The 26,232-nt window shown below is 71.1% G+C and carries 21 protein-coding genes; 13 read left to right on the plus strand and 8 right to left on the minus strand.

Features of this window, described 5'->3' with window-relative positions; translation table 11 throughout:
- Positions 1–1,108 precede the first annotated feature (1,108 nt).
- Together F8568_RS21895 and F8568_RS21900 are read right to left on the minus strand one after the other, a co-directional pair.
- The gene (locus F8568_RS21895; protein WP_151595647.1) at positions 1,109–1,360 is read right to left on the minus strand and encodes a hypothetical protein; all 252 of its coding nucleotides are present in this window, start codon (positions 1,358–1,360) and stop codon (positions 1,109–1,111) included.
- 86 nt (positions 1,361–1,446) lie between these two features.
- Positions 1,447–1,650, minus strand: coding sequence for a hypothetical protein (locus F8568_RS21900; RefSeq protein WP_151595648.1), 204 nt, complete (start codon positions 1,648–1,650; stop codon positions 1,447–1,449).
- A gap of 336 nt (positions 1,651–1,986) precedes the next feature.
- Between F8568_RS21900 and F8568_RS21905 the strand changes: the two genes are divergently transcribed.
- Positions 1,987–2,220 (plus strand): hypothetical protein, encoded by a 234-nt coding sequence (locus F8568_RS21905; protein ID WP_151595650.1) that lies wholly within the window; start codon positions 1,987–1,989, stop codon positions 2,218–2,220.
- A gap of 52 nt (positions 2,221–2,272) precedes the next feature.
- On the opposite strand, the gene F8568_RS21910 is transcribed toward F8568_RS21905, so the two are convergent.
- Positions 2,273–2,935 (minus strand): hypothetical protein, encoded by a 663-nt coding sequence (locus F8568_RS21910; RefSeq protein WP_202125227.1) that lies wholly within the window; start codon positions 2,933–2,935, stop codon positions 2,273–2,275.
- Between the two features lie 217 nt (positions 2,936–3,152).
- Here F8568_RS21910 and F8568_RS21915 point away from each other — a divergent pair, with 217 nt between their 5' ends.
- A complete protein-coding gene (locus F8568_RS21915; protein ID WP_151595653.1) occupies positions 3,153–3,398 on the plus strand; it encodes a hypothetical protein in 246 nt (81 codons plus the stop codon).
- A gap of 16 nt (positions 3,399–3,414) precedes the next feature.
- On the opposite strand, the gene F8568_RS21920 is transcribed toward F8568_RS21915, so the two are convergent.
- From F8568_RS21920 to F8568_RS21930, 3 genes are all read right to left on the minus strand, one after another.
- Positions 3,415–5,808: an acetyl-CoA acetyltransferase gene (locus F8568_RS21920; RefSeq protein ID WP_151595655.1), complete on the minus strand. Its 2,394-nt coding sequence runs from the start codon at positions 5,806–5,808 to the stop codon at positions 3,415–3,417.
- A gap of 98 nt (positions 5,809–5,906) precedes the next feature.
- A complete protein-coding gene (locus F8568_RS21925) occupies positions 5,907–8,039 on the minus strand; it encodes an acetate--CoA ligase family protein (protein ID WP_151595657.1) in 2,133 nt (710 codons plus the stop codon).
- A gap of 46 nt (positions 8,040–8,085) precedes the next feature.
- Positions 8,086–10,224 (minus strand): acyl-CoA dehydrogenase family protein, encoded by a 2,139-nt coding sequence (locus F8568_RS21930; RefSeq protein WP_202125228.1) that lies wholly within the window; start codon positions 10,222–10,224, stop codon positions 8,086–8,088.
- Positions 10,225–10,359: 135 nt separating this feature from the next.
- Here F8568_RS21930 and F8568_RS21935 point away from each other — a divergent pair, with 135 nt between their 5' ends.
- The 5 genes from F8568_RS21935 (at position 10,360) to F8568_RS21955 (ending at position 16,805) form a co-directional block, all read left to right on the plus strand.
- Complete coding sequence (locus tag F8568_RS21935) at positions 10,360–10,977, plus strand: TetR/AcrR family transcriptional regulator (protein ID WP_202125229.1); 618 nt, start codon at positions 10,360–10,362, stop codon at positions 10,975–10,977.
- Positions 10,978–11,150: 173 nt separating this feature from the next.
- On the plus strand, positions 11,151–11,858 hold the full coding sequence (locus F8568_RS21940) for a TetR/AcrR family transcriptional regulator (RefSeq protein ID WP_151595660.1): 708 nt from the start codon (positions 11,151–11,153) through the stop codon (positions 11,856–11,858).
- 137 nt (positions 11,859–11,995) lie between these two features.
- Positions 11,996–13,102, plus strand: a complete 1,107-nt coding sequence (locus F8568_RS21945; protein WP_202125230.1) for an acyl-CoA dehydrogenase family protein — start codon at positions 11,996–11,998, stop codon at positions 13,100–13,102.
- 41 nt (positions 13,103–13,143) lie between these two features.
- Positions 13,144–14,400 (plus strand): acyl-CoA dehydrogenase family protein, encoded by a 1,257-nt coding sequence (locus F8568_RS21950; RefSeq protein WP_151595662.1) that lies wholly within the window; start codon positions 13,144–13,146, stop codon positions 14,398–14,400.
- Positions 14,397–16,805 carry a CaiB/BaiF CoA transferase family protein gene (locus tag F8568_RS21955; protein ID WP_151595664.1) on the plus strand — a complete coding sequence of 803 codons (2,409 nt, stop codon included), beginning with the start codon at positions 14,397–14,399 and terminating at the stop codon, positions 16,803–16,805. Before F8568_RS21950 ends, F8568_RS21955 begins: the two co-directional genes overlap by 4 nt.
- Before the next feature lie 71 nt (positions 16,806–16,876).
- Here the strand turns inward: F8568_RS21955 and F8568_RS21960 are convergent, their stop codons facing one another.
- A complete protein-coding gene (locus F8568_RS21960) occupies positions 16,877–17,512 on the minus strand; it encodes a TetR/AcrR family transcriptional regulator (RefSeq protein WP_160573710.1) in 636 nt (211 codons plus the stop codon).
- A 241-nt stretch (positions 17,513–17,753) separates the two neighbouring features.
- Here F8568_RS21960 and F8568_RS21965 point away from each other — a divergent pair, with 241 nt between their 5' ends.
- Complete coding sequence (locus tag F8568_RS21965; RefSeq protein ID WP_160573711.1) at positions 17,754–19,133, plus strand: carboxypeptidase regulatory-like domain-containing protein; 1,380 nt, start codon at positions 17,754–17,756, stop codon at positions 19,131–19,133.
- 108 nt (positions 19,134–19,241) lie between these two features.
- Here F8568_RS21965 and F8568_RS21970 read toward each other — a convergent pair whose 3' ends face one another.
- Entirely contained in the window at positions 19,242–20,006 is a 765-nt protein-coding gene (locus F8568_RS21970; RefSeq protein ID WP_151595668.1) for a crotonase/enoyl-CoA hydratase family protein, read from the minus strand.
- 86 nt (positions 20,007–20,092) lie between these two features.
- Between F8568_RS21970 and F8568_RS21975 the strand changes: the two genes are divergently transcribed.
- From F8568_RS21975 to F8568_RS21995, 5 genes are all read left to right on the plus strand, one after another.
- Positions 20,093–21,169, plus strand: a complete 1,077-nt coding sequence (locus F8568_RS21975) for an acyl-CoA dehydrogenase family protein (RefSeq protein WP_151595670.1) — start codon at positions 20,093–20,095, stop codon at positions 21,167–21,169.
- Between the two features lie 311 nt (positions 21,170–21,480).
- On the plus strand, positions 21,481–22,740 hold the full coding sequence (locus F8568_RS21980) for an ABC transporter substrate-binding protein (protein WP_151595671.1): 1,260 nt from the start codon (positions 21,481–21,483) through the stop codon (positions 22,738–22,740).
- The gene (locus tag F8568_RS21985) at positions 22,740–24,725 is read left to right on the plus strand and encodes an ABC transporter permease (protein WP_160573712.1); all 1,986 of its coding nucleotides are present in this window, start codon (positions 22,740–22,742) and stop codon (positions 24,723–24,725) included. The genes F8568_RS21980 and F8568_RS21985 overlap by 1 nt, the downstream gene beginning before the upstream one ends.
- On the plus strand, positions 24,703–25,470 hold the full coding sequence (locus F8568_RS21990; RefSeq protein ID WP_151595673.1) for an ABC transporter ATP-binding protein: 768 nt from the start codon (positions 24,703–24,705) through the stop codon (positions 25,468–25,470). Before F8568_RS21985 ends, F8568_RS21990 begins: the two co-directional genes overlap by 23 nt.
- Positions 25,467–26,231, plus strand: coding sequence for an ABC transporter ATP-binding protein (locus tag F8568_RS21995; RefSeq protein WP_151595674.1), 765 nt, complete (start codon positions 25,467–25,469; stop codon positions 26,229–26,231). Before F8568_RS21990 ends, F8568_RS21995 begins: the two co-directional genes overlap by 4 nt.
- Position 26,232: the final 1 nt, after the last annotated feature.

Consider the following 26,232-nt stretch of genomic DNA (forward strand, 5'->3'; position numbering starts at 1 on the left):
ACTTACGACGAGCCCTCTCGATCCGGGTGCATGGAAGCGTAGGAACTCCCATCCTCCCAGGCCGGAGGGCATCGTCATGTCCGGGACACCTTCACCGCCGAATGCCGAGCGGTGGATTCAGGCTGAGGCTGGTGCCGGACGAACCGACTACCCGGCAGGGGTGTTTGCTCGGCGCTCGTCGAGACGGCGCTGCGGCCTGGGGCGCCCGGCCTTGGTGGTCGGCGGCGCCCTGGATCGGCTGAGGATCACGAGGGAGCCGGGGGCCGGACGTGTGAACATCCGGTGGGCTGGAGCGGGCCGGGGTCAATCTTTCTGGTCCCGTGTGAACCGGGTGAGTGCCGCCAGAGGCGGCTGAGTTCACTAACGAACGGCTAACAAACGATCAAGAGGCCGGTCCTCCGGTTGGAGGAAACGGCCTCTGAGCTGGTCTTTCTCTGTCGGGACGGCGGGATTTGAACCCACGACCCCTTGACCCCCAGGCACAGAAGATCAGCGGATCAAGGTCGATGGAAGTCGATCGGGGAGCTTCTCACCTGCAGAAGCGCCCTGGGGGAGTCGCGGCGGGTCTTGGGGAGTCCACCAACCGTGGCTCCCCAGTTGGCTCCCCTGCGGCTCCTCGTAAGGATGGAGGTGCTCAACGACGAACAAGATCATATTCGTCGGCGGGGGCCGCTGCAGCGTCAGTCGTCCTTGGTTCGTGTCGATGGAGTGGACTGCCGGATAAGGCCGCCTCTCACCTGGATGGCCGCGGCGCACCACCCGCCGCCGGCGCCGCTCAGGCGGGCGGTAAACGGCGCGTGTCGTCAGCAAGGCGGTGAGCGCGGCCGCCAGGACGTCCGCAGGGGACGGGCTGGGGCGTCGAATGGCTCACTGACCGGTGCAAAATGTTCACCAAGGTGAGGAAAACGTTGCGAGACCCTCATCCCCAACAAACGCTCTGCGGCAGGACCTCGCGGGTGAGCACCCGGGTCCGCACGAGTGAAGGGCGAGGCCGCGGGGCCTCGCCCTTCACTCGTGCGGCCGAGACGGGTTTGTAGTCGTAGGCTAATCCGCCGGACCCGGGACATTCATTACGTGTGTGATCCGTTCACAGCGCTCGGTGCCTGAGCTATTTGATCCAGAGTTGTGTAGTAAAGGCCTGGTCCCAGCAGATGTATTTCCAGCCCTCACGTTCGTACTGCTGGCCCGCATCCACGCACTCGAAACGGCTCGCATAGTTATCGACCAGCGTCCACCCTGGACCCGGCCCAAATTTCGAGGAGCCGCCGATCTGCGGGGCGGCCGCCTGGGCGGTTGTACTCAGTCCGCCGATCGCCAGGATGGTGAGCCCGGCACTCACGGCTGCTTTGCGTAGTCGCATCTCTCTTCCTTTCTCGATGAGGGGTGTTGGACTCGGCTCGCATCAGCCGTTCCACCACTCAATCCGCTGGAGGGCGGTTCAGCAGGTCAGTCTATTGAGGTTTTCTCGCCGTGATCGATTCGGACACCGGCGAGGCGGGTGGCGGTGACGGCGAGGCGTTCCAGGCCGGGCCGCTCAGCGGTGGCCTCGGCCGGCCAGCGGCGGGCGAGTTCGCCGGTGCGGTCGGGGTCGGTGTTTGGCCCGCGGATGATCACCAGCTCCCAACCGCTCCGCCAGTCCGGCGTGCACACCTGGCAGGGATACCGGCGGCCCGCTTCCGGTGAAGGGGGTGGTCCGCGATGTCTTCGAGCCCGGCGAGTCGGCGCGCAAGGTGTTGACCGCTGCCCATGGGCGGCGCTCTGGACGGTTGGGCCGCCTCCCGAGCGCGGTAAGCGTGGCCTGAATGTCGGAGTCAGGTCGCTCAGGCAGACGAGGACGTGCGGCCAGAGTTGGCCCCGCGTCATGGCGGGCTCAAAAGGAGCGGCGACGCAGGAAGGCTTCCAAGTACTTCCACGACGTCGTCATGATGCGGGCGGGAGTCATTGGCGACGTGGGCCAGGGCGTGGATGGCGCCAAGCCGGGCGTCGATGTCGGAGGCCGACGGCACTCCCCAGGCCGACTGCGACTATGCGTCGCGCTACTTCGAGGTGTCCCTCGACCCAGCCAACGTCAGGCAGGTCTTCGAACACCGCACACTGGCCACGGACCTCGTCCGCCGCATCAATCCCGACGTGGACCGAGCAGACCTCACTGAAGTCCTCGACTCCGTCGGCTATCCCGGAGCCGAGGAACCCGCGGACAGCCGCCGGAGCCGAGATTGATCACGGTCGGCGTCGTCGTGAGCGACTTGCGGCTGTCAGAGTCCCCAAGACCTCACGCCGAGCTTCGAGGAGGTGCGGGAGTGTCACGTGTCGCGAGCCACATCCGCCACGTGTGACGCGAGGCGGGGGCCCCTGGGTTGGTGAGGAGCCAGAGGATGAAGCTCGCCTGGTACTGCGCCCATGGGCTGTCGGACTGGGCGGCATGGCCGAGTCTGGCACGGAGGCCGTCGCTGTCGATGGCCCGGGCAAGCCGGGCGTACCAGCGGTCCTCGCAGCGGTAAGGGCGCCCGACTGCGCTCACGACCAAGTCTGTGAGCTTGGCCTTGGTGCCGTAGTGGTGATCGGCCTTCTCCAACTGCTGGAGCAGCCCCTTCTTCGTCCCCCAAGACTTGGCGTAGTGCGTCCAGTCCTCCGGGTACTTCGCCTCCCACTCCAGGTAGAGCAACGCATACGGCAGCCCCGGCCAGGCGGCGATACCTCCCCACGGCCACCCCGATAGCCCGTCTGGCAGCGAGTACCTGCGGACCTCGCCGTAGCACTGGCGGGCCTGGCGAAAAGCCGGCTCCTCGTAGTGCTCTTCTGGACCGAGGGAGGAAGCTAGACACCACAACTCGTTGCTCTCCTGTTGTGCCTCGTGCGTTCGCCGCTGCACCTCGATCAACTGCGCCAGCGCGGCGGCTCGTTTCATGGGATCATCCGACACCAGCCCGAACACCCACCCCAGCAGTTGGTGCCAGGCGCGTGCGTCATCGGCGTTCGGGTGCGCTTGCGTGCGAGCGATCCTCTCAGCCCGCGTGGCCAGCAGCAGGTTGGGGGCACGGCATCCTGGAGGAGATCAAGGCCCTGCACCACCTGGCGCCCCGGGACACCAACTCCAGCGCCGCCCTCTGGCTCCTGCGCTTCCTGCTCATCATCGTCGAGTGCGCCCCCTCATGACCAAACTGCTCGGCGGCACCGGCAAGTACGACCGCCTGCACGAGGCCCGCCTAACGGCCAACGAGAACCGTGCACCGCCGCTGACACCGCCCGCCGCTGACACCGCCCGCCGCCGGCCGCCTCCGCAGCGGTCGGCGGTGCCGGCTTCAGGGAGCCTCCCACCAGGATCCGGCACCGCAGGCATGGTCGAAGGTCAGCAGGAAAGCGGAGGCTGGGACGTGGGATCATCGGCCGGTCAGTGACCACCGGTGGCATCGTTCAGCGGTTGCGCCAGTTCGGCCTGCGCTTCTGGGCGAAGGCGGTCAGGCCTTCGACGGCGTCTTCGGTGGTCATGAGTTCGTCGAGCGTCGGGGAGGAGGCCTCGATGGCGTCGACGGCGTCGGCGAGCCCGGCCGTTTCGGTCATGACCTCCAGCGAGAGCCGGACCGAGGTGGGGGAGCCGTCGAGGATCTCGGCGGCCAGCCTGCGGGCGCCCTCCAGCGCGGTGCCAGCGTTCACCACGCGGTTGACCAGCCCGTAGTGCAAGGCTTCCTCGGCGGTAAGGCGCCGGCCGGTGAGGATCATGTCGTGAGCGATCTTCGGCGGGACGGTCCTCGGCAGCCGGATGAGGCCGCCGGCTCCGGCGACCAGGCCGACCTTGACCTCGCTGAGGGCGAAGCGCGCGGTGGTGTCGGCGACGACGAGGTGGCAGGCGAGCGCGATCTCGCAGCCGCCGCCCATCGCGTAGCCGTTGACGGCCGCGATGACCGGCTTCGGGAGGCGCCGGCGCGAGGTGAGTCCGGCGAAGCCGTTCTTGGGCACCCACATCGGCTTGCCGGAAGCGGAGTAGACCAGGTCGTTCCCTGCGGAGAACGCCTTGTCGCCGGCGCCGGTGAGGATCGCGACCCACAGGTCGGGGTCGGCGAAGTAGGCGTCGAAGACCTCGTCGAGTTCCTCGTTGGCCTGAGGGTGGAGGCTGTTGCGGACGTCGGGGCGGTTGATGGTGATCTCCAGCAGGTGCCCGTCGCGGCGGACCAGGACGTGCTCGTAGTCGTCGCGCAGCACCGCAGGACGCGGCGGGAACAGCTCGTCCATCCGGGTGTCGGTGACGGTGACGCGGTTGCCGGTCCCGAAGGAGCGCGCGTAGACACGGCTGCCCGCCGGGTCGCCTGTCGAGAGCCGGTCGAGGAGTTCGGTGTCGTCGGCGGCGGCCTTGGCGATGAACCGCCGTCCGTCGGCGTCCAACCGGCCGATGACGATGCCGGTGCGGGCGCCGTTGCGGTGGTACTTGACCGTCCAGGTCTCGATCGTGGCCCAGCCGTCGGCCTGGAGGGCCTGCCCGGGGGCGTCCATGGCGTCGATCTCGGCTTGCAGGTCCGCGCTGCGATCGGCGCGCCATTCGGCGGGAGTCGTGGAGTAGACGCCGACCGAGTACTTGCTCATGGTGCCGCCGTTGGCGCCGACGAGCCCGAAGGCACCGGGGAGGGCGCGCAAGCGGTGGACGGTCTCGGCGATGGCGTGCATGGAGTAGTTGTTGCCGGCGCCGCCGAAGAACGGCAGTCCTCCGGTGAGGGTCAGGCCGCGCGGGTCGGCCGGGTCGAGGCCCAGGCCGTCGCAGATGTTGAACACCGGGATGGGGAAGCAGCTGTACAGGTCGATGGTGGCCAGGTCGTCCACGGTGACGCCGGCGACCTCGAGGGCGTGGCGGGCGGCGGCGACCGAGGCGGGGCCGCGGCTGAGGTCCTGGCGGTGCATCAGGTCGCGTTCGCGCAGGTCGGCGTGGCCGTGCAGGAAGACCCACTTGTCCTGGGGGATGCCGAGGCGCCGGGCGGCGGCCACCGATGTCAGCAGCACCGCCGCGCCTTGGTTGACCTTGTCCCGGGCGACGATGTAGCGGGTGTAGGGGGCGGCGATGAGCCGGTTCTTCTCGGTGACCTCGACCAGTTCCGCGGCGGTGCGTTCGACCGGTGCCGAAGCGTGCGGGTTGGCGGCGGCGACCTTGGTGAAGGGGGCGAACAGCTCGCCCATCGCCCGGGCGTAGTTCTCGCGCGTGAGGCCGAGCCGGGCCCGGCGGGCGTTGTCGAACAGCGCGTACTGGCTCGGGGCGTCGGTAAGGCCGTGCGTCGCCAGGTGCCGGGAGGACAGGCCCTTGAGCCCGTAGCCGCGGTCTTCCAGGTCGCCGTCGATCTCTTCGGTGAAGTCGGGGCGGTCCTCGGCCTTGGCCAGGTGCTGGGCGGTCGAGATGGCTTCGGAGCCGAACACCAGCGCGGCCTGGCACGTGCCCGCGGCGATGGCGGCGGCGAGCTCGTTGACCAGGTGCTGCGGGCCCTGGCCGCCGGCCACTTCGAGGATCGCCCGTGCGGGCGAGGCGCCCACGCGCCGGGCGACCGACCGCGGATAGTTGCTGGACCTGCCCAGCGGCGCGGACGCGCCGGGCGTCGAGATCTCGAACTGCCGGACGCCGGCGACTGTGTCGATGGCCGCCGCGATGGCGCCGGGGTCGGCGCCGGTGTCGCCGAGGGCCTCGCGTGCGGCATCGGCCGCGAGGTCGACGGGCGAGCGCCGCCGGTAGCCGGGGTCCTCGATGCGTTCGGACGACTGACCGACGCCGACCAGCACGGGCGTGCGGGGATCGAGGGACCCGGCCTCGGTGGCGGCTGTTGAGTTGCTCATCAGGTTGTTGCTCCGGATTCTTGTGTGCCGTCCACGGTCATGCGCGGGACGACCGTGGTGCATGTCGTGGGCGGTTCAGGCGACTTGCGCTTCCAGCGTCAGCGGGTGCGCCAGGTCACCAGCGCGTCGAGGGCCTCGACCGTCGGGCCGTCGACCCGCAACGGGTTGATCTCCAGGGCTTCCAGGTGGTCGCCGAGGGCGAGGGCCAGGTCGCCGATGGTGGAGACGACCGAGGCGACGGCGTCCAGATCGGCCGGGGCGGTGCCGCGGGCGCCCTGGAGGAGCGCCGCGCCGCGAAGGCCGAGTAGGAGTTCCCGGGCCTTCGCCGGGGAGACGGGGAGCGTGCTGAGCGCGGAGTCCTTCAGGACCTCGACGAAGACGCCGCCGAAGGCGACGGCGAGCATCGGGCCCCACGCGGGATCGCGGACGACCCCGATGAGCAGTTCGACCCCGCCGGAGCGCATGGGGGAGACGAGAACGCCTTCGACGGCGGCGCCGGGCACCTTGCCGGCGGCGGTCCGGACCTCCTCGTACGCCTGGCGCACCGCGTCGGCGCCGGTGACGCCGAGGCGGACGCCGCCCACGTCGCTCTTGTGCAGGATGTCACGAGAGGCGACCTTCAGGGCGACCGGTCCGCCGATCTCCCGCGCGGCCGCAACGGCTTCGTCGGCGGAGGCGGCCAGGACGGCGGGGACGACCGGGACGCCGGCGTCGGCCAGCAGCCGGCGGGAGGTGTGCTCGGACCAGGCCCCGCGTCGGGTCGACGGCGCCGGCAGGGTGAGACGGATGTCGGCCCGGGCGGCACCGCCATCGTCTCCCTTCAGCCGATGATGGGCCTGCGACCAGCGCGCGACACCGGCCAGCGCGGTCACCGCCTGCTTGAGACCCGGCAGCACGTACGACAGGCCGGCGTGCTCCAGAATCTCGCGGCTGTAGCCGGTCAGCGGCTGCAGGATCTGGCTGACATAGACGACGGGCGCCGATGCTCGGGCGGCGCCCTCGCCGCTGGCGTCCACGAAGGGCTGCCCGGGCCAGGGCCCCTCGCCGAAGGCGGGCAGGCCGTTCACGACGGCGACCGCGCCGATGCGCGGGTCGTCGGCCATCGCGATGATCGAGCTGGTGAACAAGGACGGATCGATGATCGCGGCGCCGGTGACGTCGAGCGGATTCTGCACCGTGCCATAGGAGGGCATGACCGCGGTCAGCACCTCCTCCGTCGCCGCTCCCAGTTCGGGCAGGAGCATGCCGGCGTCCTCGGCGCGGTCGGCGATGATGTCGCAGGCGCCGCCGGAGATGGAGACCACGCCGACGCCGGGGGCGGCGAGCGGGCCTGTGTGGGCGGCGAGCCCGGCGGTGATCAGCATGTCCTCGATGGAGTCGACGCGGATCACACCGCACTGCTCGAAGACGGCGTCGATCGACCGGTCGTCGCCGACCAGGGCACCGGTGTGGGCGGCCGCCGTCCGGGACGCCAGCTCGCTGGAGCCCGCCTTGAGGACCACCACGGCCTTGCCCGCCGCGGTGGCGCGCAGGGCGGCGCGGCGGAAGACCTCCGGGTCGCGGACCGACTCCATGAAGATGGCGATGGCGCGGGTGGACGCGTCGTCGACCAGGAAGTCGAGGACGTGTCCGGCGGTGATCATCGCCTCGTTGCCCAGGGTGACCATGTAGCTGAGGTCGTTGCCGCTCATCGCGGCGAACTCCATCATGGCGCTGGAACTGGCCCCGCTCTGCGACAGCAGCGCGATCGGTCCGGAGCGGTGCGGCAGACCCGAGATCGAGGTGACGGGAACCTGGTCGACGAGGTTGGCGAACCCCAGGTGGTTCGGCCCGAGCAGGACCATGTCGAGCTTCTCGGCGTGGGCGACGAGCGCGGCCTGGGCGGCGCGTCCGGCCTCGCCCGCCTCCCCGTAGCCGGACGAGAGGATCACGGCGTTGCGGATGCCGGCCGCCGCCGCGTCCGACATCGCCTCCACGGTCCCCACCTGGGGGACCATCAGGAACGCGACGTCCACCGCCTCGTCGATTTCCGAGCAGGAGGTGACGGTCGGGCGTCCGTGCACGGTGGCACCGCGCCGGTTGACCAGGTGGGTGTGCTCCTGGAAGCCGAACTCGACGAGATTCCGGTAGGCGGTCGCGGAGAAGGCGGACTTGTCGCTGGCGCCGACGAGGGCGACGCTTCGCGGGCGGAAGAGCGTCCTCAGCCGGTCGGGCGTGATGGGAGATGTCATGGGCGGACTCCTGGACAGGTGGTGACCGGGGCGGGATCGGAGGCGGTCAGCGGGGGAGGCCCAGCGCACGGGCGATGAGCCCGCGCTGGATGTCGTTGGTCCCGCCGCCGACGACGTACATGATCGAAAGCCGCAGGCCGAATTCGAAGGCTCCGCCGCCCGGCACGTGCGGAAACCCCGCGGACAGCGCGGCCTCGGGGCCGAGGATGTCCAGGACGGCCTCGCCGAACTCTTCGGCCAGCTCGCCGCCCATGACGCCGGCCATCGGTGCCTCGAGGCGGGCTCCGGCGCCCTGCGCGGTGGCCTTGATCGCGGCGGCGACCAGCGCCCGGGTGGCCTGGACTCCGACGGCGAGCGAGCCGAGCCTGGCGCGCTTGGCCGAGCCGCGCGGGCCGATGAGCCCCTCCGCGTCGGTGCGGACGACGGCCAGCAGGTCGTCGAGCTGGCGGTGCAGCGCGGCGGCGATGTTGCCCATGGTGATGCGCTCGCCGGCGAGGGCGTCGGTGATCACCTTCCAGCCGCCGTCGACCTCGCCGACCCGCATGCCGTCGGGCACGCGGACGTCGTCGTAGAAGACGGTGCAGGAGATCTCGCCGGACAGGGCCCGGTGCTGCTGGACGGTGATGCCCGGCGTGTTCATCGGGATCAGGAACATCGTGATGCCGGCGTGGCGGGGGGTCGCGTCGGGGTCGGTGCGGACCGCGAGCCAGACCCAGTCCGCTTCGTGCCCGCCGGTGGTCCACAGCTTCTGGCCGTTGATCACCCAGTCGTCCCCGTCGCGGACCGCGCGGGTGCGCAGCGAGGCGAGGTCGGATCCGGCCTCGGGTTCGCTGTAGCCGAGGCAGAACGACAGTTCGCCGCGGCGGATCAGGGGCAGGAAGGTGTCCTTCTGCTCCTTCGAGCCGTGCTTGAGGATCGAGTTGCCCAGCAGCATGACGGCTCCGAGGGCCTTGCTGATCGGGGCGCGATGGTACGAGACCTCCTCGTTCAGCGCGACCTGCTCGGCGAGGGTGGCGTTGCGTCCGCCGACCTCTTCGGGCCAGGCGAAGCCGAGCCAGCCGCGGTCCGCGACGATCCCCGCCAGCTCCCGGTCGAAGGCGAAATTGCTGACGTCCGAACGGTCGGCGTACTGCTCCAAGAGCTCCAGGACCTCGGCCCGGAACGCCTCACCGACCTCGCCGAGGTCCGCGGCCGGCAACGAGCCCGTGCCCTCGACCAGCACGTCTGCCACGTCACCGCAGGTGCGGGCAAGGGTCTGGAGCCGCGTGATGTCGCCGTGCACGCGGCGGAACAGCCAGGGGGCGTCATGCTCTTCGAAGTAACCGATCGCGGCCAGGGTGTGGTGGGCGCCGAGTTGCACGCGCGGGGCGGCGGTCCGAGCGTGCTCGACCGCGATCTCGGCGCTCAGCAGGCGGTCGGGCGCGCCGTGCTCGAAGGCGTGGACGGCGTCGTCGATGAGCAGATCGCCGGAGGAGAGATCGATCTGGCAGGTGGCGGTGCGCTGCTGGACGGCGCCGAACGAACCGATGACCTTGCCGAACTGGCGGCGCTCCTTGGCGTGCTCGACGGCCATCTCGTGCGCCCGGCCGGCGGCGGCGAGCGCCCGTACGGCGAGTTGGAGGCGCAGCAGCACCACGGCCTCGTCGGCCGCCGCCTGATCGATCGGAGCGGAGGCCTCCGGCTCGCCGAGGCGGGCGTCCGACCAGGCGGGCACGGCGAGCCCGGGGGTGTCCCGCACCTCCAGGAGCGGCCGCAGGACCGCGGTCCCGCCCCCGGCGGGAATGGTGAGCAGGTGGGTGGCGTGGTGGGCGGCGTCCAGGTGGCGGGCCTCGGCGTCCTCGGCGGATCCGGTGGTGGCGATGACCTTCATCTCGCCGGAGCCGATCCGGGCGGCGACGCCGGCGTGGTGCCCGATGATCCCGGTGGCGACGTACGCGTCGAGCAGGGGCAGCGGGCAGGCCGCCCGGCCGAGCTCGCGGGCGGCGGCGACGGCGGCGGCCAGGGCGCCGTCGGCGGCGAGCGCCAGCCATCCCTGGCCGGCGGCGGTGCCCCACAGCTTCCCCAGATCGGCGTCCGGCGCCGACGTGGGCGCCGGCCAGTCGCGGGCGAGGACGGCGCGCACGCTCCCGGCGAAAGCGGCGATGTCGTCCGCGGTCATGGGCAGGTACGCGGTTCCGGCAGGCATGGGGCTCCTCGGTGGCTCGGACGCAGATCTCCTGATCCTTATTACGGAACGATGTCCGTCTGTAATTGTAATCCTAATCAGACGAGTACCGTTCAGCAATGCGGAGAGCCAGGAAGATGGAGGACCATGGACCCCGTGACGCACCCCCGTAACCCCGCAGGCCGGCCACGCGACCCGGACGTCGACCGCCGTATCGCCGCGGCGGCCGTGGAGCTGTTCGGACGTGACGGCTGGGCGTCCTTCAGCATCGAGGCGGTCGCCCGGCGCGCCGGAGTCGGCAAGGCCTCGGTGTACCTGCGCTGGAAGAGCAAGGAGGCACTGCTCGCCGAGGCGCTCACCATGCGGCTCGGCCCGATCTCCGACGTCGACACCGGCACGGTCCGTGGTGACCTGGTGCAACTGGTCCGCCAGTTGCTCCAGCAGTACGTCGGTGAACACGGCGGGGCGGTCATCCGCCTGGGCTTGGAAGCGCGTGACATCCCGGAACTCGCCGAGCGTTATGACTCGCTGGCCCGGCAGCAGATACTCGCCGCCCGTGCCATCGTCCATCGCGGCATCGACCGCGGCGAGCTGCCGGCGAGCACGTCGGTCACCTTTCTGCTGGACGCGCTGTGCGGCGGCGCGATGAACCATGCCCTGACCACGCCGCCGGCCCTCCGGGCGGCCCTGCCGGAAACCGTCGACGACTACGCCGAGCGGTTCGTCGACTTCGTCCTCGTCGGGGTGCTCGTCGACGCGCCTGCGGAGCAGTAGGCGCGCGCCTGCGGGGCAGTAGGCGTCGGCCTCATGCGGAGGGGGAGCGGCTAGCCTGTGGCCATGCTCGATGTGGCCACGGGATCGGCTGACCGGATGCGGGAACGCACGCCGTGGAGCGCGCCTTTCGGGGTGTCGGTCATGACCGGTCGTGCCCGTGCGGGGGCGGTGCCGTGTCGGCGCAGGTGAACGGCCGGCTGCCGCGAGGGTCCCTCGGTCCGGAGGTGATCCTGGACGCGGCGGAGCGGCTGGTGGCCGAGTCGGGACTGCCCGAGGTCACGATCCGTAAGGTCGCGGCAGTCCTCGGTGTCCGGCACCCCGCGGTCCACTACCACTTCCCCCGGCGGCGCGACCTCGTCGACGCCCTCCTGAGCCGTGCGGTGCGGCGCTTCAACGACGCGCTGCCGGTGATCGACTCGGACGACTGGGAGAAGCACCTGCGCGGCTACTGGGAGGCGTACCGGTCGGTGCTGCGGGCGGATCCGGCGCTGTTCGAGCTGGTGGTGGGGCAGTGGGCGACCATGGGGCGCTCGCAGCGGGCGCTCGACTCCTCATACGAGCGGATCGACGCGCAACTGAACGTTCTCCTGCGTGCCGGCTTCACGCCGGAGCAGGCGGGATACGCGTATCACCTTCTCTCGACGTACACGCGGGGCTGCCTGGTGAGCGAGCATCAGTTCGCTCGTGCTCTAGGGCCGGACCGCGACGAGGAGATGGAAGGCTCCGCGGTGAGCCTGCCCGGTGACCTCGAGCCCTTTCCGAGCCTGCGGCGGGTCGCGGCGCACGGCTGGTCCTACACCTTCGCCACGGACGCCGACTTCGGCAACGGCCTCTCGGTGATCATCGCGGGTCTGCGGAGCTGGCTCCCGGCGGCATCCTGACGCCCTTCTGCGACGAACTGGTCGGTTCTCCCTGATCCGATGCTCCCTGGACATCCTGACCATTGGTCAGTAGCCTCGGCCTCCGAGATCCTGACCGTTGGTCAGTATGGAGTGCTCGAGGTCGTCTGGAGGCCGCCGTGGGAACGTTCGAGTTCACCGAAGATCACGAAGCGCTGCGAGCGTCGGTGCGCGGGTTCGTCGAAGAGACCTTTCCCGAGACCGAGGTCCGCCGGTTGATGGCCGCGCCGACGCCGCTGGAGCGGTCGGTCTGGGAACGGATGGCCCGAGAGCTCGGGCTGCAGGGGCTGATCGTCCCCGAGGAGTACGGCGGCGCGGGCGCCGGTGCCGTGGAGCTGGCGATCGTGCTGGAGGAGTTCGGGCGCCGGCTGGTGCCCGGCCCGTTCCTGTCAACGGCCCTCGCGACGCTCACGCTGATCGGCGGCGACCCAGCGGTCACCGCGGACCACCTGGAGGGCATCGCTGCGGGCCGCGTCGTGGCCACGGTGGCCCTCGCCGAGGAGGACGGCGGCTGGGACGCCTCCGGAGTCCGCTGTGAGGCGGCCGGGGAAGACGAATGGCGGCTGACCGGGACGAAGTCCTTCGTGCCGGACGGCATGGACGCCGACCTCCTCGTGGTGGCGGCACGTACCGATGCGGGCGTCCGGTTGTTCGCCGTCGACGGCGGCGCGGACGGCCTGGCCCGCGAAGAGCTGGACGTCTTCGACCTCACCAGGCGGCTCGCCCGCGTGCGCCTCGACGGCGTGGCCGCGACGCCGCTGACCGCCACCGGGGACGGGTCCGAGTTCGACCGCTTCCTCGACGCCGCGCGGCTCGCCGTGGCCGCGGAACAGGCCGGTGGCGCCGACTTCGCCCTCGCGATGGCCGTCGCGTACGCCAAGGAGCGGGTGCAGTTCGGCCGGGCGATCGGCAGCTTCCAGGCGATCAAGCACATGTGCGCCGACGCCTTCGTCGACGTCGAGTCCGCACGGTCGGCCGCCTACTACGGGGCGTGGGCCATCGCGGCCGGCAGCCCGGAGACCGCCGCGGTCGCGCCGCTGGCCAAGGCGTTCTGCTCCGACGTCTTCTTCGAGACGGCTCGGACGAACATGCAGGTGCACGGTGGGATCTCCTTCACCTACGAGCACCCGGCGCACCTGTACTACCGGCGGGCCAAGTCCGGTGCCCAGCTGTGGGGGAGTCCCACCGCGCAGCGTGACCTCCTGGCGACCCGCATCGGCCTGTGACAGCTGAACATGACCCACCCAGAACGAGTGACGGAGGAGCGATGACGGAGACGGCAGGCGCGGCGGCGTCCGAGGAGCAGGTGCGCGCGCAGGTGGCGGCGTGGCTGGCGGAGAACTGGCGACCCGGCGGCGGAGGGCCGCAGTGGCGCGAACGGCTCATCGACTCCGGGTGGGCGGCTCCGACCTGGCCGGTCGAGTGGTTCGGTCGCGGCCTGCACCGCGACATGCGCCGGGTGGTGGCCGAGGAGTTCACCCGAGCCGGGGCGAAACCGGTGGCGCTGGACGTGACGCAGTTGTTCGCCAACACGATCCTGGCCCACGGCACCGATGACCAGAAGCGCGAGTTCGTGCGGCCGCTCGCCCTCGGCGAGCACCGCGGCTGCCTGCTCTACAGCGAGCCGGGTGCCGGCTCGGATCTCGCGGCGCTGCAGACCCGCGCCGACCGCGACGGCGACACCTGGATCGTCAGCGGCCAGAAGGTGTGGACATCGGGGGCCCGCGAGGCGACGCACGGTTTCCTCATCGCGCGCACCGACTGGGACGTGCCCAAGCACCGCGGCCTGACGTTCTTCTGGATCCCGCTGGACCGACCGGGTGTCGACATCCGTCCGATCCATCAGGTCACCGGTGGATCGGAGTTCAACGAGGTGTTCCTCACCGACGTCGTCGTGGCGGACTCCCACCGGCTCGGCGAGGTCGACAACGGATGGCGGGTGCTGCAGACGGCGCTCGGTTTCGAGCGGCTCATCATGGGCGCCGCCGCCGGCGGCAGCTCCGAGCAGCGCAGGCGAGCCGGTCGCAAGGACACCGCGAAGGCGGATCGCCAGTCGCCGTGGACGCGGAAGATCGGCGGCGCCGACTACATCGAGCTGGCGAAGACGACCGGTAAGGCCGGCGATCCCGTCACCCGTCAGGAGATCGCCCGGCTGTACACGCTGGAGAAGGTCAACGCCTGGAACGGCATGCGGGCGCGGGCGGACTCCGGGCGCGGGGCGGCGTCCCCGCTGGCGTCCATCGGCAAGCTCGCCATGTCCCGCATCGTCCACACCGGCGTGAAGGTGACCACCGATCTGCTGGGCACGGCCTCGGTGCTCGACGGCGACGAAGACCCGGTCGCGGCGGAGGTCAACCGTTCGTCGTTCGCCGCGTTCGTCACCTCCATCGGAGGCGGCACCGACCAGATCCAGCGCAACATCATCGGCGAGCGGATCCTGGGCCTGCCCAAGGAACCGGAGGTCGACCGGGACGTCCCGTTCCGGGACGTCCGCAAGGCGCGGGCCACGAGGCGGTTCAGTTGAGCCCCGCCGAGAGCGGCGAGCCGCTGGACCTGCCCCTGACCGGAGTGAACGTCCTGGATCTCACCTCCGGGCCGCTGGCCGCGATAGGCCGCCACCTCGTCGAATGGGGCGCGGAGGTCCTGCGCGTGGAACCTCCCGGCGGGGCCGCCGACCGCAGCACCGGCCGCCGGGCCGCCGGGGTCGCGCTGGGCTTCGCCGCCGCGAACCTCGGCAAACGCGCTGTGGCGCTCGACCTCACCAGCCCTGATGGCAGAGACCGGTTCCGGGCCCTCCTGTCCGGAGCGGACATCCTGCTGGAGAGCACCCTGCCGGCCTCGCCGGAGAGCTCGGCCCTCGACGTCGAAGGGATCCGGCGGGAGCACCCCGGTCTGGTCATCCTGTCCGCGACGCCGTTCGGGAGGACCGGTTCCCACACCGGCTGGCAGGCCACCAGCCCCGTGTTCCACGCACTGTCCGGGGAGCTGTCCCGCTCGGGCATCCCCGGCCGCGAACCGCTGATGCCTCCCGGTGACCTGCCCTACGAATGCGCCGTCCCGCAGGCGGTGTTCGCGGTGCTCCTGGCCCACCTCGAACGGCTGCGCACAGGGCAGGGGGACCATCTGGACTTCTCCGTCCTCGACGGCGCGGTCTCGGCCCTCGATCCCGGGTACGGCATCGCCGGCAGCGCCACCGCCGGAGTACCCGCCAGCAAGCTCCCCAGGGGACGCCCCGAGGCGCGCCACCAGTACCCGGTCATCCCCTGCGCGGACGGCTTCGTCCGGGTGTGCATCCTGGCCCCGCGCCAGTGGCGCGGCATGTTCGAGTGGATGGGGCGTCCCGCCGAGTTCGCCGACCCCTCCTACGACAAGCTGGGGACCCGTTTCTCCTCCACCACGCTGCTGCCCGCGATCGCGCGCTTCTTCGCCGATAAGAAGCGCTCGGAGCTGGAGGAGGCGGGGCAGCGGCACGGCGTCCCCGTCGCCGCCGTCCTCGATCTCGACGAGGCGCTGGAATCGGAGCAGGTCCGGGCCCGGCGCGCCTTCACCGGCGTCGAACTCGCCCCGGGAGTATCGGCGCCCTTCCCCGACGGCGTCCTGGAACTGGACGGACGGCGCGCCGGCGTCCGCGGTCCGGCGCCTTCGGTGCCCGCCGACGCCACCGCGGCGGACGGCTGGAGAGCCTCGCGGGCCGAGCCCTCCGGCGACGTCTCCGCGGATCCCGGCGGCCGGCCGCTCGCCGGGCTGCGCGTCCTGGACCTCGGGGTCATCGTCGTCGGTGCCGAGCAGGGGCGCATGCTCGCCGACCAGGGCGCCGACGTCGTCAAGGTCGAGAACGACGCCTTCCCCGACGGCAGCCGCCAGGCCCGCGACGGCGCCGTCATGACGGTGACCTTTGCGGCCGGGCACCGCAACAAGCGCAGCCTCGGCCTCGACCTGCGTTCCCCACGGGGCAAAGAGCTGTTCTTGCGGCTGGTCGGCGACACCGACGTCGTGCTCACGAACTTCCGGCCCGGCACCCTGGACTCCCTCGGACTCGGCTACGACGTGCTGCGGAAGGCCAACCCCGGCGTCATCCTCGTGGACAGCTCGGCGTTCGGGCCCACCGGCCCGTGGAGCCGGCGGCTCGGCTACGGGCCGCTGGTCCGCGCATCCGCCGGCATGACCGCGCAGTGGCGCTACCCGGGGGAGCCGGACGGCTTCTCCGACGCGCTGACCGTGTACCCGGACCATGTCGCCGCCCGCATCGGCGTCGCGGGCGTCCTCGCGCTGCTGATCCGCCGCCGCCGTACCGGGACCGGCGGCACCGTGAGCGTCAGCCAGACCGAGGTCATGCTCGGGCACATGGCCGCGATGGTCGCCGACAAGGCCCTGGTCCGCTCGGGCGTCACCGTCGAAGGTTCCACGGAGCCCGACGCGCCTTGGGGCGTCTTCCCCGCCGCCGGCGACGACGACTGGTGTGTGGTCACCGTCCGCGGCGACGACGACTGGCAGGCGCTGTGCCGGGTCATGGGCCGAGACGATCTCGCCGCCGAACCCGCTCTTTCCAGTGCGGAGGGACGTACCGCCGCCCGCGCCCGGATCGACGCCGCGGTCACCGGCTGGCTGGCCCGGTACGGGGCCGTCGAGGCGATGAACCTGCTGCAGGCGGCCGGAGTGCCCGCGGGAGCCATGCTGCGCGTCGCCGAACTGCCCACCTTTCCCTACTACGCCGAACGTCGCCTGTTCCGGCTCTCCGGGCATCCGCGCATCAGACAGGAATTCCATCTGGAGAACGCACCCGTTCGTTCCCTGCGGCTGCCCGACCCACCCGATGGCCCCGCCCCCCTGCTCGGTGAGCACACCGAGCAGATCGCGCGGGAGGCGCTCGGTCTCTCCGACGCCGAAATCAGTTCACTGACCAGCGAGAACGTCCTGCAACAATCCTGAATCCCGCTTCCCGTGCCGATGGACGGAGGCGACGCCGGCCCATATGCCCGCGCCGCCTCCGGCCAAGCCGATCACACCGCCGGGCCAAGGAGTTCGGTGAGCAGTTGCTCGTGGGTCTGGCTCTGCCCTTCCATATCCTCAGGGACCGGCATCGCTCGCCGCAGGCTCACATGGCCGTGCAGAGCCGTCCACAGCAGGACGGCCAGCTGCCGGGCGTCCAGCCGCGGATGAGGATGGTCCTCCAGGAAGCGGCCGACCGCCGTTTCCCAGGTATCGAGGATCTCGCCGACGGGGTGCTCGGCGAGCCGCTCCATGGGGACGGCGGACTGTTCGAGGTCGAACATCAGGCGGTAGTGGCGCGGCCGGTCGGCGGCGAACCGGCAGTAGGCGTCGGCCATCGCGGCGAGCCGGTCCCTGGGGGAGCCGCCCGCGGAGCGTTCCGCCTCCCGCATCACCGTGGCGAGTTCACCGTAGGCGCCGGCCAGCACCTCCCACACGATCTCGGTCTTGTCGCGGAAATGCCGATAGATGCTCGGCGCGGCGACGCCCGTCTCGCGGGCGATCGCCCGCAGTGACAGGTTCTCCTCGCTGCCGCCCTGGGCGAGCAGGCGCCCGGCGGCCCGCAGGATCTCGGTGCGCAGCCGGTCGCCCTGCCCCCAGCGGTTCGGGACGCGGGTACGCGCCGGGCCTTCCTGCGTGGGCGCCATGAGCGTGCCTCCTTCTCGCGGCAGTGGTGGAACGATACTGCCCCGGCCCATCGGCTAACGTCTGTTAGTCAACTTGGCTTACAAGTGTTAGTCTATTGAGGTCGCCCTGCCGCCGGCGCTCCCGAACCCGGCCCGGTGCCGTGCCGGGGAGTTCCCGTTGACCGATCGCCGCTTCCGGCCGGTGCGCACATCCGCACGGGGCGAGGCGGCCCCGCATTATTCGCCCAGAGAGGTACCTCGCGTGAGCGATGAGCAAACCGAGCAAGAGGACAAGCCGCAGCTGGCCCGGACGCTGGCGGGGAGCCTGTGGTTCCCGCTGCTGTTCTTCTTCGGTTTCCTGTTCTGCTACATGCTCCCCTTCCATTCGCCATCGCCGCACGACGTCAAGGTCGCGGTGTCGGACCCGGTGGTCGCGGCACAGCTGAGCGCCGGACTCGATCAGCAGGCACCCGGTTCGTTCGACATCATCCCGGTCAAGGACGCGGACGCCGCGAAGCACAAGGTCACCGGTCGCGACGCCGTCGCCGCCTACAGCGTGGAGGGCAACAAGGCCGTCCTTTACGTCGCGAAGGCGGACGGCACGTATCTTGAACAGGCCGCCACCACCACCTTCACCGGCATCGCGAAGCAGGGCGGGCAGAAGCTCAGCATCGTCGAGGTCGCGCCCACCGCCAAGGGCGACGTGACCGGGACCGGCCTGTTCTACATGGCGATGGTCTGGAACATTGTTCCGTACATCTCGGTGATGATGCTCATGCGGGCGGTCACGGTGAGCCGCCGCGTCAAGCTCCTCACCCTGGCGGGAATCGGCGCCTTCACCAGCGTGGTCGGCTACCTGGTGGGGCTGTCCATGGACATCGTCCCCAACCAGCCGCTGGCCGTCCTGTACGCTTTCATGATCACGCAGGCGGTGGCGTGGGTCACCTACGGCCTGGTCCCGTTCGTCCGCCAGTTCATCCCTGGCGTCGCGATCGGGTTGTTCGTGCTGCTGTCCATCCCGTCCAGCGGCGGCGCGATCCCGTACCAGCTCGTCCCGGGCTTCTTCCGCGCACTGCACCCGGTGATGCCGCTCGGCAATCTGATCGACGCGCTGCACGGCATCTTCTACTTCGGCAGGCAGGACCTGCTGCGGCCGACGCTCGTGCTGTGCGCCTGGCTCGTCGCCGGCGCCGCCCTCATCGGAGCAGGCTTCGTTCTCGAGCGCCGCAAGGCCGCCCAAGCCGAAGCCGTCGACGGCGCCCCTGTCGAAGAACGGCTCGAAGAGCCCATCGAGGACCCGACCATCGAAACGCCCCAACCGCACGCCACCAGCCCGGGCCACCGCTGGCGCCTCGGCGAGCAGCCTCCCATGCTCGTCGGCACCGTCCGCACGCCCGAGGGCGCCCCGGTCCCGCAGGTCGGTGTGACGATCCTGGGCCCGACCGGCCACCAGCTCCTCCGCACCGTCACCGACCACGAAGGCCGCTACGCCGCCACGGCGCTACCGCAGGACTTCGTCACCGTCCTGCTGCTCAGCAATGACCACACGCCCGCCGTCGCCCGTCTCCTGCTCGCCGACGGCCGCACCTTCCGCCAGGACTTCGTCCTCGACCACCGGGCTCACCGCCCTGTTCACGCCTGACGGCATCCCGAAGCCGCGCATCTCGGCGCCATCACCAGCAGAGATGCGCTCCTTCGCTGGAAGGCGCGGCCGGGCGCCGGGGGCAGGGCGCCCGGCCGCGCCGGTCCCTTACTCGCCGCGCCAGACGGGTGGGCGCTTCTCGGCGAAGGCGGTGGCGCCTTCGCGGGCGTCGTACGAGGTGAAGATTGGCCGGATCAGCTCCTCCTGCCGCTCGAACGCCTCGTCCGAGGACCAGTCGGCGGAGGCGACGATGACCTCCTTGGTCGTGGCGACCGCGAGCGGGGCGTTCGCCGCGATGCGGCCGGCCAGGTCGCGGGCGGCGTCCAGGGCCCTGCCGCTCGGGGTCACCTCGACGACCAGGCCGTACTTCTCCGCATCCGCGGCGGAGAGGAACTCGCCGGTGAGGGCCAGCTTCATGGCGACGGCATAGGGGAGGCGCCGGGGCAGCCGGAGCAGGCCGCCGGCACCGGCCACCAGGCCCCGCTTGACCTCGGGGATGCCAAACTTGGCGTCGTCCGCCGCGACGATCAGATCGCAGGCGAGCGCCACTTCGCAGCCGCCGGCGAGGGCATAGCCCTCCACGGCGGCGATCACCGGCTTGCGCGGAGGGCGCAGGGTGATGCCCGCGAGCCCGCGGCCGGGGGCCGTGACGTTCTCCCCGGCGACGAAGGCCTTGAGATCCATGCCGGAGCAGAAGGTGCCGCCGGCGCCGGTGATCACGGCCGCGGTGAGGTCCTTGCGCGATTCGAACTCGTCGAGCGCGGTGGCGACTCCGTCGCTGACGGCACGGTTCACGGCGTTGCGGGCCTGCGGCCGGTTGATAGTGATGACGGTGACCCCGTCGGCGTGTTCGACCAGCACCTCGTCTGACATGGTGCTCCCCTCCTGATCGGTGACAGGCACCGAGTTCGACACATAGGATACTTCGTAAACTATGTCAGTTGGGAAGGGAGTGGGGCATGGAACTCGTCATCACCGAAGAGCAGGAAGCCCTCGTCGAGGCGGTGCGTCAGTGGCTGGACGCCACATCGGACCTGGAAGGCGCCCGTTCGGCGAATCCCGGCCAGAGCCGGATCCGCCGGGAGGGCCTCGCTGCCGCGAGTGCCATGGGCCTGCTCTCGCTGCTGCGAGCGGGGGAGGGCGGAACCCATGCCGACCTGACGCTGGTCGTGGAAGAGGTCGGGCGCGCGGCGACGCCGCTGCCGATCGGGCAGTCCGCGCTGGTGTGCCGGGTGCTGGACGACGTGGGCATCGCCGCGGACACAGCCGCCGGCGTCGCCGAAGGCAAGATCGTCGCCGTCCCCGCGCAGCCGGAACCCGGCGCGGAGCGCGTCGCCGCGGTCGAGCAGGCTGATGGCACGCTCTCGCTGAGCGGCCGCGTGCCACTGGTCGTCGGTGGCCTGGCGGCAGAGCTGTTCCTGGTGCCCGCCGTGGCGGCGGACGGCTCCCACTTCGTCGCCCTGGTACCGGCCACTGCCGACGGATTGTCCCGTACCGTGCGGACGGCCCTCGATCTCACCCGCGACTTCGCGTCCGTGACCCTCGACGGCGTGCGCGTTCCATCCGGCTCGTGGGCGAGGACGGCGGAGGGCACGGTCGAGGCCCTCGCGGACGCGCTCGCCCTGCACCATGCGGCGGACGCGGTCGGAGCGGCGGACCGCTTGCTCGAGATGACCGTCCAGTACGTCCGGGAACGGCGGCAGTTCGGACGCGCGGTCGGGAGCTTCCAGGCCGTCAAGCACCACTGCGCGACGATGGCGCTGGACGTGGAATGCGCCCGCATCACCGTCAGGGCCGCCTCGCAGGTCCTCGATTCGGCCGATCGGGCCGCCCGGCGAGCGCAGGTGTCGTCGGCGGCGTCCTTCGCCGGGGAAGCGTGCTCGCGCGTTGCCGGAACGGCGCTGCAGCTCCATGGTGGGATGGGCTTCACCTGGGAGCACGATCTGCACCTGCTGCTGCGCCGGGTCAAGACCGGGGAGCTGCTGGGCGGATCTCCGCGCCACCACCGCGCCCGGCTTCTCGACCTGGTCGCCTGAGGCCGTCGCCCCTTCGCACGTCCTGAACAGGCCATTTTCCGAGGCCGTGTGCCGTGAGGCCCGCCACCCGTGGCGGGCCTCACTCATGCCGGGGGTTCGCGGTCGGGTTCGGGGCATTCGCCCCGCCAGCGCGTGTGATCGCGGTGGTCTGGCAGTCAAGGAGCGCCCGTCAGGCACGGCGGCCCCGGCCGTCGCCGACGCTCTGGCGTGCGCGTATATCGCGAAAAGTGGTCTCTGTCACCTCTTGTTCTCTCGGGACGTCCGACGCATACTCCTTCCAATCCAAGTTGACCTAGTTAACGGAGTTGCTCATGTCTCGAGTCTTCGGCGCCGCACCCCGGCCGTCGACCGCCAGGGCCGCCGCCGCAGCCCTGGCCGTCGCCGCGCTGGCGCTGACGGCCGCCTGCGGCGACAACGGCGGTAAGGGCGGCTCGTCCGGCTCCGGTGGCGGTGCGGCGATCGCCCTGCCGACGAACAAGGCGACCGGCGCCCCGATCACGGTCGGCCTGATCAACGACGACACGAGCCCGCTCGGCAGCTACGCCGACATCAGCAAGTCCGCCCGCGCCGCCGTCTCGTACGTGAACGACAGCCTGGGCGGGGTGAAGGGCCGCCCGATCAAGCTGGCGGTCTGCACTCCCAACGGGTCCGCCGCCGCCTCGGCCAACTGCGCCGCCGAGCTGCTGCGCCAGAAGCCGGCCGCCGTGATCGGCGGCCTCGACCTCGGCGCGGACGGCTCCGTCCCGGCACTGGCCAAGGCGGGCATCCCGTACGTGCCGGCCAGCCCGATCGGCGCGGTCGAGTTCACCTCGCCGAACTCCTTCTCGATGCTGGGCGGAGCACCCGGATCGGTGAGCGCGGGCTCGGTGTACGTCGCCGACAAGCTCAAGCCGAAGAAGGTCGCGGTGATGTTCAACGACAACCCGCAGGCCCGGCTCGCGGCGCAGGGCTACGCGCAGAAGGTCCTGCAGAGCAAGGGCGTCACGAACGTCTCCATGGTCGCCTTCGGCAACAACGAGACCGACCTGACCGGCCCCGTCAGCCAGGCCATCAAGGGCGGCACCGACGTGGTCATCGGCATCATGCAGGGCAGCGGCTGCGCCAACGTCATCAAGGCCAAGCAGTCGCTCGGCAGCACCGCCAAGTTCCTGTTCCCGGGCTCGTGCGCGGACCCCCAGGTGCTCAAGGCGGCCGGGCCGGGAGCCGAGGGCACCTACTACGCCGTCCAGCAGCTCCTGCCGGGCTCGGGCGACCCCGACGTCGCGGCGTTCGAGGCGGCGCTCGCCAAGTACGACAAGTCGATCCCCGAGTCGGGCTTCGCCCAGGGCGTGTTCGGGACGGTCGTGACGCTGTCGAAGGTGATGGCCACCGCGTCCGCGCCGGACCAGCCGAAGGCGGTCACCGACGCGCTGAAGAGGACCGCGAACCTGAAGTCCTTCATGGGGCCGACGGTCACCTGCGACGGCAAGCAACTCGCGGGGCTCGCCGCGTTCTGCACCAAGCAGGCGCGCATCGCCCAGTACAAGAACGGCAAGCTGAGCGACGCCGGCGGCGAATGGTTCTCCGCCTGATGGGCGACCTCTTGCAGTTCGCCATCCTGGGCCTGGGCGCCGGCACCGTCTACGCGGCGCTCGGGACCGGGGTGGTGCTGACGTACCAGGCGGCCGGCGTGGTCAACGTGGCGCTCGGCGCTCTGGCCATGTACGTGACGTTCACCTACGCGTTCCTCGAGAACGAGGGACGGCTCGTCCTTCCGGTCGGCAGCGTTCGGATGGCCGGGCTGCCCGTCGTGGTGGAGATCCTGCTCGCCCTGGCCGTCGCCGCCGTCATCGGCCTGCTCGCCTATGCGCTGGTGTTCCGTCCGCTGCGAACGGCGTCCGGCCTGCTGAAGCTGGTCGCGACCGTCGGTGTGACGGTGCTGCTCCAGGCGCTCGCGGTGCTGCGGTTCTCGACCAGCGCCAGCACGGTGCCGACGATCCTGCCGGACGAGCCGGTCCGGATCGCCGGCGCGACCATCCCGCGCGACCGGCTCTGCCTGGCCACGATCGTCATCGTGGTGGCGGCGCTGCTGTGGGCCTTCACCCGGTTCACCCGGACCGGCGTGGCGATGCGCGCCGTCGCCGAGGACGAGCGGGCGGCGACGTTGCTGGGGCACTCCCCGGAACGGCTCTCGGCCCTGGCCTGGGCCTGCGCGTGCGTCGTCGCGGGCCTGTTCGGCATCCTCGCGGGGCCCGTCACCGGCCTCGACCCGGTGACGAACAGCCTGTTCGTGGTGCCCGCGCTCGCGGTCGCCCTCGTCGGGCGGCTCCGGTCGTTCGGTGCCACGGTCACCGCCGGCATCGTCCTGGGCATGCTCCAAGGGGTCCTGCTGAAGCTCCAGCAGGACTGGTCGTGGCTGCCGCAGGTCGGGCTGCGCGAAGCGGTGCCCTTCGTGGTGATCGTGGTGGCACTGGTCGTCCTCGGCGCGCGGCTGCCGTCGCGGGGCACCGCCGAGGAGGCGCGGCTGCCGAAGGTGCCGCGCACTCCGCCGCGTCCCGTGTCGTTCACCGCGGCCGTCGGGGTCGCCGTGGTCCTGACGATCGTGCTCACCGGCCCGTACCGGACGGCGCTGACCACGTCGATCGTCGCGACGCTCGTGTGCCTGAGCATCGTCGTCCTCACCGGGATGCTGGGGCAGATCTCGCTGGCCCAGATGACCTTCGCCGGGGCCGCGGGGTTCGTGCTCAGCAACCTGACCACACGCGCGCACGTCCCGTTCCCCCTCGCGCCGCTCCTCGCCATCGCGGCGGCGGTCGCGGTCGGCGTTCTGGTGGCGATACCGGCCCTGCGCATCCGCGGCGTCACCCTCGGCGTGGTGACGCTGGGACTCGGCATGGCGGTCAACGAGTTCGTCTTCAAGAACCCCGACTGGACAGGCGGGCTCGGCGGCAGCAGGGTGCCCGAGGCCTCGCTGTTCGGAGTCGGGTTCGGCGGCTCCGGCGATCTCAGCTTCGCGCTGTTCGCGCTGGCCGTCGTCAGCGTGCTGGCGTTCGGCGTGCTGTGGCTGCGGCGGACGCGCCTCGGCGGGCAGATGCTCGTCGTGCGCGCGAACGAGCGGGCGGCCGCGGCGGCGGGTGTGAACGTCGCCGGGGTCAAGCTCGCCGGCTTCGGGATCGCGGCGGGTCTCGCCGGCACGGCCGGGACGCTTCTGGGCTACCAGCAGCAGAGCCTGTCGTTCCAGGACTTCGACGTGTTCGTGTCGCTCACCTATGTCGCCGTCGTCTACCTCGCAGGCATCAGCCGCGTTTCCGGGGCGGTCATCGCGGGCGTTCTCGCTCCCGGCGGCCTGCTGTTCTACGCGCTGGACAAGTGGATCCACCTCGGCAAGTACAGCGCCCTGGTCAGTGCCATCGGCCTGATCGCGGCGCTCGTCACCACGCCGGGCGGCGTCGCCGGACGGCTGGAGGAGCAGGCGCGGTGGCTAGGGAAACGGCTGCGGAGCGGCGCGGCGCGGCCTGGGGCCGCGTCCGGGAACGGGAGTGAGGAGGGCGCGCATGTCGTCGCTGGAAGTTCGTGAGCTGAGCGTCTCCTTCGGGGGCGTTCGCGCTGTCGACGCCGTCACCCTCACGGCCGAGGCGGGAAAGCTGACGGGTCTGATCGGGCCCAACGGCGCCGGAAAGACCACCCTCCTGGACGCCTGCACCGGTTTCGTGTCCGCGCGCGGCGAAGTGCGGTTGGGCGGTGAGCGCATCGACCGGTCGCCCGCCTACCGCCGCGCCCGCAAGGGACTCGTCCGGACCTTCCAGACCCTCGACCTGTTCGACGACCTGACGGTCGGGGACAACGTCGCCGCCGGAACGCCACCGGAAGGGCGTCGCCGCTGGTGGCACCAGTTGAGCGCCATGCCGAGCGCGGCCTCGCCCGCCGTCCGGGAGGCGTTGGAGACCGTCGGCCTGGACGGCTGCGCCGCATTGTTCCCGGGGCAGCTCAGCCAGGGGCAGCGCAGCCTGGTCTCGCTGGCCCGCGCCCTGATCGCGGGCCCCGACGTCCTGCTACTGGACGAACCCGCCGCCGGTCTCGACTCGCACGAGAGCGACGAGTTGGGCGAACGACTGGCCGCGATCCGCGACAAGGGCACCACCATCCTGCTCGTGGAGCACGACATGGGGCTCGTCCTCGGGCACTGCGATCACGTGCACGTCCTGGACGGCGGCCGGATGCTCGCCTCGGGCACTCCCGAGCAGGTCCGCGAGAACCCCGCCGTGCGGGCGGCGTACCTGGGCGAAGTCACCGAAGAGGCGGGGAGGGAGAGCGCGCAGTGAAAATCTTGGAGGCGCGCGGTCTCAGCGTCGGCCATGGCGACACGACCGTGGCGCGCGACCTCGACCTCGACGTGGCGCCCGGGGAGATCGTCGGGATCTTCGGGCCGAACGGGGCGGGGAAGACCACCACCCTGCTCACCCTGGCCGGCTGCCTGCCGGCCCACGCGGGCACGGTCACCGCGCTCGGCTCCGCCCTCGGACGTTCGGCGGACGCCCGCGCCCTGGCCCGTCGCGGCGTGCGGCTCGTGCCGGAGGACCGCGGCTTGTTCCGCCAGCTCACGGTACGGGAGAACCTTGTCCTCGGGCTGCCCGGCCGGAGCGCCGGCAAGAGCGCGCTGAACGAGACGCTCGATGCGCTGCCGAAGCTGCGGACGCTGCTGTCGCGCCGTGCCGGCCTGCTGTCGGGCGGAGAGCAGCAGCAGCTCGCGCTCGCCCGGGCCTTGCTCGGCCGCCCGAAACTGCTGCTCGTCGACGAGATGTCGCAGGGACTGGCGCCGACCATCGCGATGGGGTTGCTGCGGATGCTCAAGGTACGGGCCGCCGAGCAGGGGACGTCCGTCCTCCTCGTGGAACAGCACGTCCCGATGGCCTTGGACGTGGTCGACCGCGCCTACGTGTTCGGGCACGGAAGGATCATGTTCGCCGGAACGGCCGCGGAGCTGGCCGGTTCACCGGACGTCCTCGCCTCCGTCTACCTGGGCGCCGGCGACGGGTCGGCGACGGGCCCCGCGGACGGCCCTTCACCGAGCCCGGACAAGTGAG

Source organism: Actinomadura physcomitrii, from assembly GCF_008923205.2.
Taxonomy (GTDB): domain Bacteria; phylum Actinomycetota; class Actinomycetes; order Streptosporangiales; family Streptosporangiaceae; genus Spirillospora; species Spirillospora physcomitrii.

Excerpts from the sequence above, each read along its gene's own strand:
- F8568_RS21895 (WP_151595647.1), bottom strand. The coding sequence starts at position 1,360 with ATGCGACTACGCAAAGCAGCCGTGAGTGCCGGGCTCACCATCCTGGCG.
- F8568_RS21905 (WP_151595650.1), top strand. The coding sequence starts at position 1,987 with ATGTCGGAGGCCGACGGCACTCCCCAGGCCGACTGCGACTATGCGTCG.
- F8568_RS21915 (WP_151595653.1), top strand. The coding sequence starts at position 3,153 with ATGACCAAACTGCTCGGCGGCACCGGCAAGTACGACCGCCTGCACGAG.
- F8568_RS21920 (WP_151595655.1), bottom strand. The coding sequence starts at position 5,808 with ATGAGCAACTCAACAGCCGCCACCGAGGCCGGGTCCCTCGATCCCCGC.
- F8568_RS21925 (WP_151595657.1), bottom strand. The coding sequence starts at position 8,039 with ATGACATCTCCCATCACGCCCGACCGGCTGAGGACGCTCTTCCGCCCG.
- F8568_RS21930 (WP_202125228.1), bottom strand. The coding sequence starts at position 10,224 with ATGCCTGCCGGAACCGCGTACCTGCCCATGACCGCGGACGACATCGCC.
- F8568_RS21950 (WP_151595662.1), top strand. The coding sequence starts at position 13,144 with ATGACGGAGACGGCAGGCGCGGCGGCGTCCGAGGAGCAGGTGCGCGCG.
- F8568_RS21960 (WP_160573710.1), bottom strand. The coding sequence starts at position 17,512 with ATGGCGCCCACGCAGGAAGGCCCGGCGCGTACCCGCGTCCCGAACCGC.
- F8568_RS21970 (WP_151595668.1), bottom strand. The coding sequence starts at position 20,006 with ATGTCAGACGAGGTGCTGGTCGAACACGCCGACGGGGTCACCGTCATC.
- F8568_RS21975 (WP_151595670.1), top strand. The coding sequence starts at position 20,093 with ATGGAACTCGTCATCACCGAAGAGCAGGAAGCCCTCGTCGAGGCGGTG.
- F8568_RS21980 (WP_151595671.1), top strand. The coding sequence starts at position 21,481 with ATGTCTCGAGTCTTCGGCGCCGCACCCCGGCCGTCGACCGCCAGGGCC.
- F8568_RS21985 (WP_160573712.1), top strand. The coding sequence starts at position 22,740 with ATGGGCGACCTCTTGCAGTTCGCCATCCTGGGCCTGGGCGCCGGCACC.
- F8568_RS21990 (WP_151595673.1), top strand. The coding sequence starts at position 24,703 with ATGTCGTCGCTGGAAGTTCGTGAGCTGAGCGTCTCCTTCGGGGGCGTT.